Origin of the sequence: Microbacterium meiriae (assembly GCF_040685015.1) — a bacterium.
GTDB lineage: Bacteria > Actinomycetota > Actinomycetes > Actinomycetales > Microbacteriaceae > Microbacterium > Microbacterium meiriae.
The window spans coordinates 927748-941548 of sequence record NZ_JBFBHD010000002.1 but is presented as its reverse complement, the minus strand read 5'-3'; the positions used below and the strand labels follow the sequence as shown (position 1 = coordinate 941548).

The window sequence follows — 13801 nt, the reverse complement described above, 5'->3', positions numbered from 1 at the left end:
GTGGACCAGATAGAGGAACTGTGATGAGGATCACGCGAGGTGTTGAGCTTCCGGAGGAGCTCCTCGCTGCAGCTCGGGCGGGTGAACTGGTGCTTTTCGTTGGCGCCGGCGCATCGATGGGCGGGAAGTCCGATCTACCGGACTTCAATGAGCTCGCTCGGCAAATTGCCGACAGAGTCGGCCGCGTCTTTGATGGCAAGGAACCGGCCGACGCGTTCCTCGGCCGACTGTCGAATGAATTTCCCCATGTGCGCGACATCGCGCGCGACATCATCGCGCGCCCTTCATCGTCCGCGAACGACACCCACCGCGGGATTGCTCGCCTAGCCGCGGCGACTTCGGCCTCCGTGGTCACGACCAACTACGACGAACACATCACAGCAGCATCAGCAGCTGAGAATCTTGTCCTGGGGGAGACTTTCAACGCTCCGGCGGTGCCTCTCGCGCGCAGTTTTCGCGGTGTGGTTCACCTCCACGGGGCCGTGTCCCGCCCAACTGACGAGCTCGTCCTGACGGACGCAGACTTCGGTCGCGCCTACCTTACCGACGGCTGGGCGAGACGATTCGTGCAGGATCTCTTCACCAACCGAACTGTTCTGTTCATCGGTTACAGCCACAACGACGTGGTTGTCACGTACCTCGCGCGTGGCCTCCCCCCGAACACCCGTCGATTTGTGCTCACCGATAAGCCGGAGAATCCGCGGTGGAACGATCTTCGGATCGAGGCGATTGAGTATTCGTCTGCTGACGACCACAAGGCTCTGCCCGAAGCTCTGGACGCATGGGCGACTCTCGAGCGTATGGGCCACCTGGATCATCACGAACGAGTGCGTTCTATCGTTCGGGGCGGCCCACCGAAGATCCCCGACGAGGCCGACTACCTCGCGTATGCCATCACCGTCCCATCCGGCGTGCGCGCGTTCGCCAAGTCCGCCACCGGTCCCGAGTGGTTACGTTGGGCGGAGACGCAACCATCATTCCAACAACTGTTCGATCCCGGCATTGAAATGTCCGAAAGCGCGCGAGTGCTCACCGGATGGTTCTCGGAAACCTACGCGATGGAACCCGCCCGAGCCGATCTCGCGATGCGAGTGTTCGCCCGACATGGACCACTCGTCAACCCATACCTTCGATACGAACTCAGCATCCGCAGCGCCAGAATGCCGAAGGAGCATTCGCATCTCGCGCGGCAGTGGGCGCTCATCGTCTCAGCCGCGATGAGCACAGCCCCCCGAACGCACGAGTTCTGGTTCCAAACGTACGGACACGACGACCTATCGTCGTCAGAGCTCCTCCCATTCGTGCGCGAGGCTATCGCTGCACGCCTCACTCTGGCGGAAGAGCCGTCATGGTTCTCGGACGAAGGCACAGACGAGTCGACACGATTGAAGTTCGGCATCGAGTGGATCGGCGACAAATCCGATATGAGCCGCCTGATGGAGCGTGTCCGGGCGGACCTCGTCCCGGTCGCTGCGCAGGTAGTTCAACTACTAGAACAAGCCATCGCCAATGCCTACGAGATCCTTGACGCATTCGATGCGAACCACTTCGACAGTTGGTCCTTTCGTCGCTCAGCCATCGAACCGCACACCCAGGACGAACACCGCGACATCGAAGACGAGCTCATAGACACTCTTCGCGATGCTGCCTTCATACAACAGCGCGTAGATGCGTCCATTCGACCAAGGTGGCTTTTTAGCCCATACGCTCTACTGCGCCGACTCGCCGTTCACCTGTTGCGGGAAGATGGCGACCGCACAGCGAACGAGAAGATTGAGGAGCTTCTCAGAGGTCCTGGCGTCTACGACCGCCACCTCAAGCACGAAGTCTTCGCGCTTGTCACCTCGACCGCGGCCGACCTCGACGACGCCGCCAGAGAGGAATTCCTGGCCGCTGTGCTCGAAGGGCCGCCCTCGTTCAACGCCGACCAAGAGACCGATGCTCGTCTCCGCGAACGTGTGATGTTCGACCTACTTGAATGGACTTCGAGGCACGTCTCCGACTGGGAGGAGCTCGAGGCGGAGATCAGTAGGATCAGGGCGGGCCGACCAGAAATCGGCGTGCGTCCCCACGCCGATTTTGACTCCTGGATGGAGTCCGGCACCTGGGGTGGTAGCCCACCGATGGACACCAGCGACTTCGTTGAACTGGCTCAACGGGGAAATGCTGGAGCCGCGATCCGCGCCTTGATGGACCACGACTTCAGCGAGCGCAACTTCGGCGGCTCGAGCATCGCGGACGCATGCGCCGTAGTTTCGGCAGCGGTCCGATCTCATCCCGAACTAGGTAGGCCGCTCGTCGATGCCCTGGTTCCTACACCGTTCATGCACCAGCAGGACCTCCTCGCTGCCGTACTCGAGGGCTGGGAAAACGGGAGCCTTAACGATACTGAGGCGGATGTCGCGGCGACGACAACTGACTTGCTCTATGCACGCGGTGACCTCGTGCGACCGACCGCTCGCCTCTGCCTCTCGCTGGTGAACCGCGAGATCGGCAGTAGACCCGAGCCCTTGCTCACCCTGACCGACAAACTCATCAACTCGATATGGACCGACGAAGCAGAACAGTATGAGACCGGCTCGTGGACCGACCCCCTTACTGAGGCCCTAAACACATGGCCGGGAGCATACGCCCAATACTGGTTGCATCGGATCAGCCTTCGCTGGAGAATGGGCGACGATTGGAATGGGCTTAGCGACTACGAGAAGGCCAGCCTCGACTCGATCCTCAATGACTTCGGATCGGCCCATCGGCCTGCGCTAGCTATCCTGGCTACGGATCTGCGTTTCCTTTTCGCCGCCGACGAGACCTTTGTCACGTCGAAGGTGTTCCCCCTGTTCGATCCATCAGCTGGCGGCGAACGTGCAGCGCTGATGTGGAGTGCCTTCCTCCATAACCCTCGAGTCGACGACGCACTCCTCGACGCAGGATTCTGGGAGGCCCTTCTCCGAGGACGTGCTGCGAACGGCGGGGCCGCACAGCGTGACTCCAGTCAGCAGTACTGGAGACTGATTGCTGCCGCATCGATCTACTCGTCAGCTCAGGCCATCGACCGATCCGCTTTGCTTCAGCAACTCTCATTGCCTGCCGACCAGCCGGATCTTCTTCGCTTCTTAGACGCACTTCGGGCAGAGGTATCTGACCTGGAGCTCGACCGACGTCCGACCGCTTGGGGATGGATCCAGACTGAGTGGCAGTCGCGTATCGACTCCAGCAGCGGGGGGCAGTCCCCAGAAGAACGCACGGCGTGGGGTGACCTCGGACTCGCCCTCGGCGAACTTGCGCCTGAGTCGCTCATCGTAAGCGCGACCGCTCCTGGCCCGCTGTCGCGTAACAGCGCGTATTCGCACATTCCCGAGCCAGTACTGCGCGCTCACGCTGAGGATTTCGTGCGTGATGCCACCCGCCGTGGTCAGCTCACGACGACTGCTGACTGGTCTGTTCAACACGAGCTCAGCTCCCTGTTTGCCGTCGTTGGCTCCCTAACCCCACCAAGGGTGCAGCGAGCCTTCGCTGAGGTCGCCGTGGGCTTGGGAATTCATCAAGCCGCGAGTTGGACGATGTAGTTGCAGGTATTGCGGGTTGCGCTCAGGGAGCGTAACAACGTGCCTAAGCCCAACGGTGAGAACTCGCGAGGCGTTGACCTCATCGGCATCCGTAACCGCACCGCGGACGAGACCTCTCTCGCGCTGATGCTGTGTTGCATGGCTCGACCTTTTCGGTGCGGGGCCGTCGCGGTCGGCTTGTCGTGTATGTCGTGCGCTACGTTGAGCGAGTGACTGAACAGACGGCGCAGCCCGGTTGGCATCCAGACCCGTCTGGGCAGTTCGAGCAACGATACTGGGATGGCGCCGCGTGGACGGACCATGTGTTCGCCGGCGGCGCGCAGTCCGTCGCTCCGTTGGCGCCAACCCGTGCCGAGGCCCGCGCACTCACAGCACGGACCGCAGCCGACCAGCGCCCCGAGCAGATCGCCGCGCGTGCGGCTTCGGCGGACCAGGTGTCCTCGTCTGTCGGCGCCCACAATCCGCTGGTCCTGGAGAACATCCCGCTGGTCGGCGCCCGCAAGCACGCTGAGAAGCTGCGCTCCGAGGTCGCGCGACTTCAAGGACTCATCGACCAGTACGGGCTCCAGGAGGTGGCCGCCCTCGATGACCTGAAGCGCCACCTGAACCGGGAACTTGATGGCGTGCGGGGGCAGGTCGCCGCCGCTGCGGCGGAGTTGTCGTCTCGTCAGGCCGACATCGCGGCGACGGAGGCATCACTCCTCGACCTGCGCGGCGCCGCCGAGGTTCAGGAACTTGGCCTCTATGACTATGAGCATCCTGCGGAGGACTCCGTCGCCCTGGCGACGCAGCTCGAAGCGCTACGTGCAGACATCAAGACGGCCGTCCGCACCGGTCGCGCGACGCAGGCGACGAGCAACTTCACCTTCAACAACAGCACGGCCAAGGGTGCGAAGTTCGTTCGCGACATGTCGAAGCTCATGCTCCGCTCCTACAACGCCGAGGCGGAGAACTGCGTGAAGGCGGTTCGCGCCGGGAACCTGGCCACAGCACAGAAGCGCCTCACCTCGGCGCAAGAGCAGATCGCTCGGCTCGGCACGATGATCAACTTGAGCATCACGTCGTACTTTCATCAGCTCCGGCTGCGTGAGCTCGAACTCGCCAATCGACACCTCCGTGCTGTTCAGGCGGAAAAGGAAGCCGAGCGGGCTCATCGCGAAGAGCTCCGGGAGCAGCGCAAGGCTGAGAAGGAGCTGGCGGCCGAGAAGGCGCGCCTGGAGAAGGAGCGCGGACACTACGCGAACACTATCGCGGCCCTCGAAGCCAATGGCGATCTTGAGGGCGCAGAGCGGATGCGCGCGCGCCTCGCAGACGTCGAGCACGCCATCGAGAACGTCGACTATCGTGCGGCGAACATCCGCGCCGGCTACGTGTACGTCATCAGCAACGTGGGATCCTTCGGGCCCGACGTCGTGAAGATCGGCCTCACCCGGCGCCTCGAACCGATGGACCGTGTCAATGAGCTCGGCGACGCGTCCGTGCCGTTCCGATTCGACGTCCACGCGCTGTTCTTTGCTGACGACGCCGTCGGCATCGAAGCGATGCTCCATCAGCAATTCGCTGACCGCCGCGTCAACCAGATCAATCTGCGACGAGAGTACTTCCGAGCCACGCCGACCGAGGTGCGGGAAGTGTTGAAGGCGCACTCCGTAGAACTTCTCGACTTCAAGCTCGAACCGACAGCTGAGGAGTATGCGGCGACTCTCGCCTTGCGTCGCTCCTAGTCCGACAAAGCGGCGCGGCCGACCTACAGCCTGGCTGGAATGCGAGAACCCCCGCCCAGACGGGCGGGGGTTTCGCTGTACGTGCCCCCGACAGGAGTCGAACCTGCGACCTACGGTACCGGAAACCGGCGCTCTATCCACTGAGCTACGGAGGCGTACCGATCGACAATATCACTCGTCGGGGGTGGTCTCCGACCCACCGGCCTCGGTGACCGGCGCGGCGCGCAGTTCGTCGAGCGCTGCGGCCAGCTTCTCCGCGAGGTAGCGGTGGCCATCGGTGGACGGATGCTTGCGCCCGATCTCCACGTCGATGACGGCGAGATAGTTCTCGTCAGTGATCCAGTCCCGCTCGATTGGGGAGATGTACCACCAGCCGCGGGCCGAGGCGAGAGCCGCGAGGTCCCGATCGATCCGTGCCGTCTGCGCCCCGACCGGGAGCTCGTGCGGCGCGGGCCCGAGCACGACGATCGCCGCCTCCGGGTAGCGCGCCGTCAGCGCGTCCCATGCGGCGGTCACGGCGTCGCGATAGCCGGCCTCGCCCTGCGCCCGGTCGTTGATGGAGCCCTGGATGATGACGAGATCCGGGTCGAGGGCCGGGTCCAGTGCCGCGATGCGCTCGCCGAAGGTGGGGCCGTCGATGCCGGGCTTGAGGTAGCCGCTGCCCCGGACGCCGTCCACGATGGTCGTGCCGCGCAGGAGGTCGGCGAGCACGTACGCATACCCCAGGGTGGGGTCGGAGGCGGCCGAGCCGTAGGTCCAGGAATCACCGAAGACGAGGACGGTCGGCTCCTCCGGGAGCGCGAGCGGCGCGGGAGCGATCACCGCGATGGATTCGTCTCCGGCTGCCGCGCCGACGGGGAGGGACGACGGCGCCGGAACCCAGGGGCGCCAGACTCCGAGGACCCCCGCGGCGACGGCGACGAGAAGAGCGGTGGCGACGCCCGCGATGCGCAGTCGACGAGAGGCGGCGGGGGCGTTCATGGCACGAGAGTAGATCACGGAACGCGGAACGCAAACTCTTCGCGACGAGGGGCGGCGGAGAGGGGCGGCGCGCCCCCGTAAACTGGGGAGTCTATGAATCCTGAAACGCTCGCCCACGCCCTCCTCGCCGTCCTCGCCCCCATCGCCGAGGAACGACGTCCGGGCGAGCCGTTCGACCTCTCCGCCGCCGACATCGTGCTGGAGCGCCCGCGTAACCGCGACCACGGCGACTGGGCCTCGAACATCGCCATGCGCCTGGCCAAGCCCTTCGGCACGAACCCGCGTGAGCTCGCCCAGCAGATCGCCGACGGACTGGTCGATGTGGACGGCATCGCGAGCGTGGAGGTCGCCGGTCCGGGCTTCCTCAACATCCGTCTCGACGCCGCCGCCGCCGGTGCGCTCGCGAAGGTCATCGTCGACGCCGGTCCCGCCTACGGGACGAACTCCTCGCAGGAGGGCGTCAGCGTGAACGTCGAGTTCGTCTCGGCCAACCCCACCGGTCCTCTCCACATCGCGCACACGCGCTGGGCGGCCCTCGGCGACGCGATCGTGCGCCTGCTCCTCGCGAGCGGCGCCCGCGCGGTGCGTGAGTACTACATCAACGACGCGGGCGTGCAGATGGACCGCTTCGCCGCGTCCGTGCTGGCCGCGGCCAAGGGGGAGCCCACGCCGGAGGGCGGCTACCCGGGGCAGTACATCGCGACGCTCGCCGGTCGCGTGCTCGAAGCGCGTCCCGACCTGCTCGATCTCCCGGAGGAGGAGCAGCTCACGGTCGCCCGCGAGCTCGGCTACGAGTACCAGCTCGCGGAGATCAAGAACTCGCTCGAGCGCTTCAACGTGCCGTTCGACGTGTGGTTCTCCGAGCGCACCCTCCACGCGAAGGACGCCTCGGGGTCGAGTCTGATCGACCAGGCCGTCGACCGTCTGCGCGAGCAGGGTCACGTGTTCGACGAGGACGGCGCTGTCTGGGTGCGCACGACGGACTTCGGCGATGACAAGGACCGTGTGATCCGCCGCTCGAACGGCGAGTACACGTACTTCGCCGCCGACGCCGCCTACTACCTGAACAAGGGCGACCGCGGCTTCCGCGACAAGATCTACCTTCTGGGCGCCGACCACCACGGCTACGTGCACCGTCTCAAGGCGGTCGCGGGGGCGGCGGGGGACGACCCCGCGAAGAACATCCAGGTGCTGATCGGCCAGATGGTCTCGATCAACGGCGCCCGCCTCAGCAAGCGTGCCGGCAACATCATTGAGATGGACGACCTGCTCGACTGGCTCGGCACGGACGCGCTGCGCTACTCGCTGGAGCGCTCGCCCGCCGACTCGCCGCTCGACCTCGACCCGGAGCTGCTGCAGAAGCGCACGAACGACAACCCGGTGTTCTACGTGCAGTACGCACACGCCCGCACCCACAACGTCGCGCGCAACGCCGCCGACTCCGGCATCGACCGCTCCGTCTTCGCCCCGGAGACGCTCACGCACGAGACCGAGGCGGCGCTGCTGGGCGCGCTCCAGGAGTTCCCCCGCATCGTGGCGTTCGCGGCCGAGGTGCGCGAGCCGCACCGCGTCGCGCGCTATCTGGAGGAGCTCGCCGGCCTGTACCACCGCTGGTACGACAACTGCCGGGTGATCCCGCTGAGCGACGCCCCGGTGGAGGACGTGCACCGCACGCGCCTGTGGCTGAACGATGCCGCCGGCCAGGTCTTCCGCAACGGACTCGACCTGCTCGGCGTGTCCGCGCCCGAGCGCATGTAGGAGCGCCATGAGCGACGACAACCACACCCTCCCGTATCCGAAGCCCTCGGACGAGCACCCGACGCTCGTGGTCCCGGACGCGGCGGACGGTCGGGGCGGCGCCGGACGTCGTCGCCGGCGGTGGCCGTGGGTCGTGCTCATCGTCGTGGTCGTGCTCGCCGCCCTCGTGGTCGCGGCCGAGTTCGTCGCCCGTGCGGTGCTGCCCGGTGTCGTCCGATCGATCGTCATCGAGCAGCTCGACCTCCCTGCCGACCAGCAGCTGGACGTCGAGACCGAGGGGATCCTCCTCCCACAGCTCCTCGCCGGTCGTCTCGACACCCTGCGCCTGTCGACGGAGGCCGTCACGCTGCAGGGCATCACCGGTGCCGCCGACGTCACGGCGACGGGCGTTCCGCTGCGGGGCGGCGACCTCGACGGCGCGGACGGCACCATCCGCATCGACCAGGAGCAGTTCACCGCTCTGCTCGCCGACTCGGAACTCCCTGTCGACACCGTGGAGTTCGTGGCACCGAACGCGACCCTCGGCGGCTCGTTCGACGTGCTCGGCACCGCGGTGCCGGTATCCGTGACCCTGACCCCCGGGGCTGTCGAGGGCGACCTCGAACTCACCCCGGTGGCGGCGAGCATCGGCGGCGTCGACATCGATCTCGATCGTGTGGGCTCGTCCCTCGGATCCCTCGGCGAGGGGATCACCGAACCGCGGCGCGTCTGCATCGCGGACCAGCTGCCGGCCGGCCTCACCCTGACGGGAATCGAGATCGTCGACGACCAGGCCGTGATCGACATCGACGTGGACGGGGCGATCGTTACGGACGAGACGCTCCAGGAGAAGGGGACCTGTGACCGCTGAGCGGTCACGCACCGGTCACGTGGCCAGGCGCTCCTCCAGACGCGCGGCGAGCTCCGCCGGCCGTTGCAGGGGGATGCCGTGTCCGCACCCCTCGGCGACCTCGAGGGTGCTGCGGGGATGCACCCGGTCCAGCAGCGCGGCGGAGCGGCGCATCATCGGCTTCTCCTCCGCACCGACCAGGATCAGGGCGGTGCCGGGATGCGCGCGCCACGCGGGCGGAGGCGTGAAACGGAGGTTCTCCTCTACCGCGCGCAGCAGGGTCGTGCGCGAGATGGCCGCGGAGGTCTCCAGATAGCGGGGGAGCAGCGCGTCGGGAATGAACAGCTCGCGGGCCTGAAGGCGGGCGAAGCGCTCGTTCCTGGCGAGCCCTGCCGTGAGGCGGAGCAGCGCGAGGGTCGGGCCGACGGCGCGCAGCGGTTCCGCCTGAGCGCTGATGACCACGGCGTCGGCGACGAGGTCCGGTCGTCGTGCCGCGAGCAGGACGGCGAGCTGGGCGCCGAGGGAGAACCCGACGACGGTCGCCGGTCGCGTCTCCTGCTCCAGCAGCGGGACGAGCGCCGCGACCGTCTCCTCGTGCGACACGTAGTCCGCTGTCGCGCTGCGGCCGTGTCCCGGAAGATCCGGGAGGATGACCCGCCGTGCGGGGTCGAGGTGACTGCGCAGCGGCTCCCACATCCAGCCGGCGACCCCGCCCCCGTGCAGCAGGAGGAGGGGAGGGGTTCCTGCGGAGCCTGTCGTCTCGTGATGCATGTCACTCCGTCTCGAAGCTCGCGGCCATGCGGCCGACCGTGTCGATGGCGCTCTCCAGCGTCGCGCGATCGAGGGGCCCCAGGGTGCGGGCCGCGGAGAGCAGGCCGAGCGTGGCACTGGACAACGCGAGAGCCAGGGCCTCGGGCTCCACGTCTGGCACGATCCGGCCCTGCTCCTGCAGCTCACGGATCCCGGCGACGACCTGTTCGTGACGCATCCGGTACCGGGCGGGTGGCTGCGCGGCGACGTGCGCACCGAGCACTCCCGCGTCGTCGAGGAACGCGGCCGTCATGAGCTCGTCGCCGAGCAGGGCAGCAGCTGTGGCGCGGTAGAGGGCGCTGAGCGAGGGCTGCGGTCCTGCGGTACGGGCGACCGCATCGGCGATCCGAGACGTGCCGCGCTGGAGCAGCGCGTCGAGGATGTCGCGCTTCGCCGCGAACTCCAGGTAGACCGCGCCCTTGCCGATGCCGGCCGCGCGTGCGATCGCGGCGACGCTCATGGCATCGAACCCGTCGGTCAGCACCATCCGCTCCGCGGCATCGAGGATGCGAGCGCGCCGGTCGGGCACGAGCGGCCTAGGCATCGGAGCCTCGGGCGAACCAGTCCCGGAGGGCGGGGATCACGAGGTCGGGGCGGTCGCGTTGCACCCAGTGTCCGGCTCCCGGTGCCACCAGGAGCCGGCCGGCCGGCAGCGCGTCCGCCGCCTCCTCGATCCTCCGAAGAGGCACGCCGGAATCCCGGTCGCCGTGCACGAGCAGGACGGGGACCCGGATCTTGGCGAGCCGGTCGCGGTAGTCGGTGCGGAGTCGCAGCGGTCGCACCTGATCCCGCTGCCAGTCGCCGAACGTCGTGAGGCCGGAGCCGGTCGCTGCCTCGGCGAGCACCGCATCGACGAGAGCCGGGTTGCGGGCGTCCGGGGAGTGCACGAGATCCTGGAGGCCGCGCATCATCGCCTTCCGGTCGCGCGCGTAGGCGCGTGTCATGGCGCCGAGCAGCCCCGAACGCAGGAGCAGGAATGTCGACAGGTGCGAGAGGGCACCGAGGCGTCCGTCCGTCAGCCGTGGCATCAGCCCGTAGCTGCCGAGGAGGGCGGCGGAGCGCGCAGCGTCCGGGCGGTCGAGGAGGTGGCCCAACGCCAACCCGGCACCCAGGGAGAGTCCGCCGACGACGTAGACCTGCAGGTCGAGGGCATCGACGAGGTCGCCGACGTACTGCACCAGGCGCTCCTGCGTCAGCGGCGCTTCGAGGCGCGGACTGCGTCCGAACCCGGGGTGGTCCGGTGCCACGACGCGGTGTCCGGCGGCCGCCAACGCCGGTCCGACCTCGCCCCAGGAGAGTTCTGCACTGTCGGCGCCGCCGCCGTGCAGAAGGAGCACGGGCGGCTGCGTCTCCGCCGCGGGGCACCATTCCGCGACCGACACCCGCGCGCCGGGAACGGTCACGGTGTGCCGTCGTGGTGCGGACATGCGCCCCCTCTCGTTGTGACCACCATATCGATTGCGGTCACAACGAGGAAGGTCACTTCTTCTCGGCGGTGCCGTTCTCCTCGGCCGCCGCGCGCTGGGCGTCGCGCAGCTCGGCCGTGGCGATCTTGACGTCCACCTCGGCGCGCTGCAGCCGCCGCTGGACGAACGTGCGTGCGCCGAACCGCTCGTGCAGGCGGTCACCGCGCTCCTCCTCGGCCGTGACGATGTAGGCGCACGAGACGAGGATGACCTGGGTGGACAGCTGGAGCCAGATCAGCAGCGCGAGGAGCGAGGCGAACGAGGCGAGCAGGGGGTTGCTCGTCGCACCGCCGACGAAGAGCCCGGAGAGCTGCTGCAGCACGATCAGGCCGAAGGCGCCGAGGAAGGCGCCGCTCCACAACGACCGCGCAGCGGGTCGGACGCCGGACAGCAGGAGGAAGGCGCCCACGATCAGGGCCGCGTCGAGGATGAACACCACGAGGAGCGACAGGATCCGGACCGTCCAGGCGAGCAGAGGGGAATCCGACGGCACCCCGAGCAGGTCGCCGATCCAGGTCACCCCGAGCTGTCCGATGAAGGTGATCCCGGCGGCGAGCACGAACGCGAGGCCGATGCCGATGCCGAGAAGCAGGTTGCGGACGATGACCCAGATCCACAGGATGTCCGCCTGGATCGTGCCGGCGATGGTCCGGATGGCCGTGCGGAGCGAGCCGATGGCGCCGAGCGCGGCACCGACCAGCGCGACGAGGGAGATGATGCCGGCGATCGAGAACGACGCCGGAGTCCGGAGGTCCTTCGTATTGATGACACCGCCCTCGCCGATGAGCCCGGGGACCGCGGACTGCACGGCGTCGATGATCGCGCGCCAGGCCTCCGGGTTTCCGGAGAGCCAGAGGGCCGCGAGGGAGAAGCCGAGGAGCACGCCGGCGAAGACGCTGAACAGGGCCCGGTAGGTCACGCTGTCGGCGAGCATCGGACCGCGGCGCTCGGAGTACAGAAGCACCGCCCTGACCGGGCGCCGGGCCAGGGCCCAAGCGATCACCGGTCCCGTGATGCGGGCGACGAGTCCCGGTCGGGCCGGGGCTGCGGAACGGTTCTCGGAGTCTCGCGTGTCGGTGTCTGCCACGCCCCCACCCTATGAGCCGCTCGGCACCCCTCCCCAGGGGGTTGACGCGGCGTGTCACCATGACCAGGCGGGGACAGGGGGTGCCCTAGAATCGGGGCAACTCGATGTGCGCCTCCGCCCGAGATCCGTCCCACGATTGGTGTTCCGTGCTCGACTCTGCCGCCACGCTCGCTCCGGATTGGCTCGTCGTCCCCGACGACCCGAACGATCTCGCGGTCGGGGTCTGGCCGTCCTCCACGGAGCGCGACGAGGACGGAGCCCTCGTGCTGGCGGGTGTGACGGCGCCGGAGCTCGTCCGGGCCTACGGCACGCCGCTCCTCGTGCTCGACGAAGACGAGGTGCGCCGCCGCGCCAGGGCCTTCCGCGACGCTTTCGACCGCGCCGCCTCCGCCCACGGCACGACCGCGCAGGTGTACTACGCGGGCAAGGCGTTCCTGTGCACGACGGTCGCCCGGTGGGTTGTCGACGAGGGGCTCCGCATCGACGTGTGCACCGGCGGCGAGCTCGAAGTCGCCCTCGCCGCGGGGGTCGCTCCGGCCTCGCTCGGCTTCCACGGCAACAACAAGTCGGTCGCCGAGCTCGAGCGCGCGGTCGCCCTCGGCGTGGGGACGATCGTCGTCGACAGCGCGATCGAGATCGAGCGCCTGGCCGCCATCACCGCCCGCACCGACGCCGTGCAGCGCGTCATGGTCCGGGTCATCAGCGGCGTCCACGCCGAGACCCACGACTTCCTCGCCACGGCGCACGAGGACCAGAAGTTCGGCTTCCCGCTCGCCGAGGCGGAGGTCGCCGTGGCACGGATCCGCGAGATCCCCGGGCTGGAGTTCGCCGGACTGCACTGCCACATCGGCTCCCAGATCTTCGGCGTGGCCGGCTTCCGCGAGTCGGCCTCCCGCGTGCTCGAACTGCACGCCGCCCTCCTCGAGGACGGCCCCGTGCCGCAGCTGAACCTCGGCGGCGGGTTCGGCATCGCCTACACCCGCATCGACGACCCCACCCCCATCGACGAGCTCGCCGGCGGCATCGTCGCGGCGGTGGCCGAGGGCTGCGCGGCGCGCGGCATCCCCGTGCCGGCGCTGTCGTTCGAGCCCGGGCGTGCGATCGTCGGCACCGCGGGCGTGACGCTCTACGAGGTCGGCACGACGAAGGACGTCACGGTCGCCTCGGGGGCGACCCGGCGTTACGTCAGCGTCGACGGCGGGATGAGTGACAACGCCCGCACGGCCCTCTACGGCGCCAGCTACTCCGCCCGCCTGGCCTCGCGCGCGGGCACGGGCGACCCGCAGTTGAGCCGGGTGGTCGGCAAGCACTGCGAGTCCGGCGACATCGTCGTCGATCACGAATATCTGCCCGGCGACGTCACCCCGGGGGACCTGCTCGCGGTGCCCGCGACGGGCGCGTACTGCGCCTCTCTCGCGAGCAACTACAACCACGTCCCGCGGCCGCCGATCGTGGCGGTGCGCGAGGGCCGCTCGCGGGTGATCGTCCGCGGCGAGACCGTCCACGACCTGCTGGCCCGCGACGCGGGCATCGACGGGGCGCACGCCCCCGAGGGAGCACGATGACCCACCCCAGAAGGA

10 protein-coding genes and 1 tRNA gene are annotated in these 13801 nt (G+C 68.1%); 5 read left to right on the top strand and 6 right to left on the bottom strand.

The features are described from left to right. The first annotated feature begins 23 nt into the window (after positions 1-23). Complete coding sequence (locus AB0N68_RS13090; protein WP_313366698.1) at positions 24-3566, top strand: SIR2 family protein; 3543 nt, start codon at positions 24-26, stop codon at positions 3564-3566. A 209-nt stretch (positions 3567-3775) separates the two neighbouring features. Beyond that, positions 3776-5290, top strand: coding sequence for an SNIPE associated domain-containing protein (locus AB0N68_RS13085; RefSeq protein ID WP_313366699.1), 1515 nt, complete (start codon positions 3776-3778; stop codon positions 5288-5290). 82 nt (positions 5291-5372) lie between these two features. Here AB0N68_RS13085 and AB0N68_RS13080 read toward each other — a convergent pair. Both AB0N68_RS13080 and AB0N68_RS13075 read right to left on the bottom strand, forming a co-directional pair. Beyond that, positions 5373-5445: transfer RNA gene (locus AB0N68_RS13080), tRNA-Arg, on the bottom strand. A gap of 16 nt (positions 5446-5461) precedes the next feature. Further along, entirely contained in the window at positions 5462-6271 is an 810-nt protein-coding gene (locus tag AB0N68_RS13075; RefSeq protein ID WP_313366700.1) for an SGNH/GDSL hydrolase family protein, read from the bottom strand. A 93-nt stretch (positions 6272-6364) separates the two neighbouring features. Between AB0N68_RS13075 and argS the strand changes: the two genes are divergently transcribed. Together argS and AB0N68_RS13065 are read left to right on the top strand one after the other, a co-directional pair. Further along, a complete protein-coding gene (gene argS, locus AB0N68_RS13070; RefSeq protein WP_313366701.1) occupies positions 6365-8029 on the top strand; it encodes an arginine--tRNA ligase in 1665 nt (554 codons plus the stop codon). Between the two features lie 7 nt (positions 8030-8036). Continuing rightward, complete coding sequence (locus AB0N68_RS13065) at positions 8037-8879, top strand: LmeA family phospholipid-binding protein (protein ID WP_313366702.1); 843 nt, start codon at positions 8037-8039, stop codon at positions 8877-8879. A 15-nt stretch (positions 8880-8894) separates the two neighbouring features. Here the strand turns inward: AB0N68_RS13065 and AB0N68_RS13060 are convergent, their stop codons facing one another. From AB0N68_RS13060 to AB0N68_RS13045, 4 genes are read right to left on the bottom strand one after another with little or no spacing between them, the layout of a single operon-like run. Continuing rightward, complete coding sequence (locus AB0N68_RS13060; protein WP_313366703.1) at positions 8895-9629, bottom strand: alpha/beta fold hydrolase; 735 nt, start codon at positions 9627-9629, stop codon at positions 8895-8897. Between the two features lies 1 nt (position 9630). Continuing rightward, positions 9631-10212, bottom strand: coding sequence for a TetR/AcrR family transcriptional regulator (locus AB0N68_RS13055; RefSeq protein WP_268776479.1), 582 nt, complete (start codon positions 10210-10212; stop codon positions 9631-9633). After that, positions 10205-11095: an alpha/beta fold hydrolase gene (locus tag AB0N68_RS13050; RefSeq protein ID WP_313366704.1), complete on the bottom strand. Its 891-nt coding sequence runs from the start codon at positions 11093-11095 to the stop codon at positions 10205-10207. Before AB0N68_RS13050 ends, AB0N68_RS13055 begins: the two co-directional genes overlap by 8 nt. Positions 11096-11147: 52 nt before the next feature. After that, positions 11148-12221, bottom strand: a complete 1074-nt coding sequence (locus AB0N68_RS13045) for a YihY/virulence factor BrkB family protein (protein ID WP_313366705.1) — start codon at positions 12219-12221, stop codon at positions 11148-11150. A gap of 146 nt (positions 12222-12367) precedes the next feature. Between AB0N68_RS13045 and lysA the strand changes: the two genes are divergently transcribed. Further along, positions 12368-13786, top strand: coding sequence for a diaminopimelate decarboxylase (gene lysA, locus AB0N68_RS13040; protein ID WP_259954977.1), 1419 nt, complete (start codon positions 12368-12370; stop codon positions 13784-13786). Positions 13787-13801: the final 15 nt, after the last annotated feature.

Bases quoted from the DNA above. Each gene is read 5' to 3' on its own strand.
- argS (WP_313366701.1), top strand. From the start codon at position 6,365: ATGAATCCTGAAACGCTCGCCCACGCCCTCCTCGCCGTCCTCGCCCCC.
- AB0N68_RS13075 (WP_313366700.1), bottom strand. From the start codon at position 6,271: ATGAACGCCCCCGCCGCCTCTCGTCGACTGCGCATCGCGGGCGTCGCC.
- AB0N68_RS13065 (WP_313366702.1), top strand. From the start codon at position 8,037: ATGAGCGACGACAACCACACCCTCCCGTATCCGAAGCCCTCGGACGAG.
- AB0N68_RS13060 (WP_313366703.1), bottom strand. From the start codon at position 9,629: ATGCATCACGAGACGACAGGCTCCGCAGGAACCCCTCCCCTCCTCCTG.
- AB0N68_RS13090 (WP_313366698.1), top strand. From the start codon at position 24: ATGAGGATCACGCGAGGTGTTGAGCTTCCGGAGGAGCTCCTCGCTGCA.
- AB0N68_RS13050 (WP_313366704.1), bottom strand. From the start codon at position 11,095: ATGTCCGCACCACGACGGCACACCGTGACCGTTCCCGGCGCGCGGGTG.
- AB0N68_RS13055 (WP_268776479.1), bottom strand. From the start codon at position 10,212: ATGCCTAGGCCGCTCGTGCCCGACCGGCGCGCTCGCATCCTCGATGCC.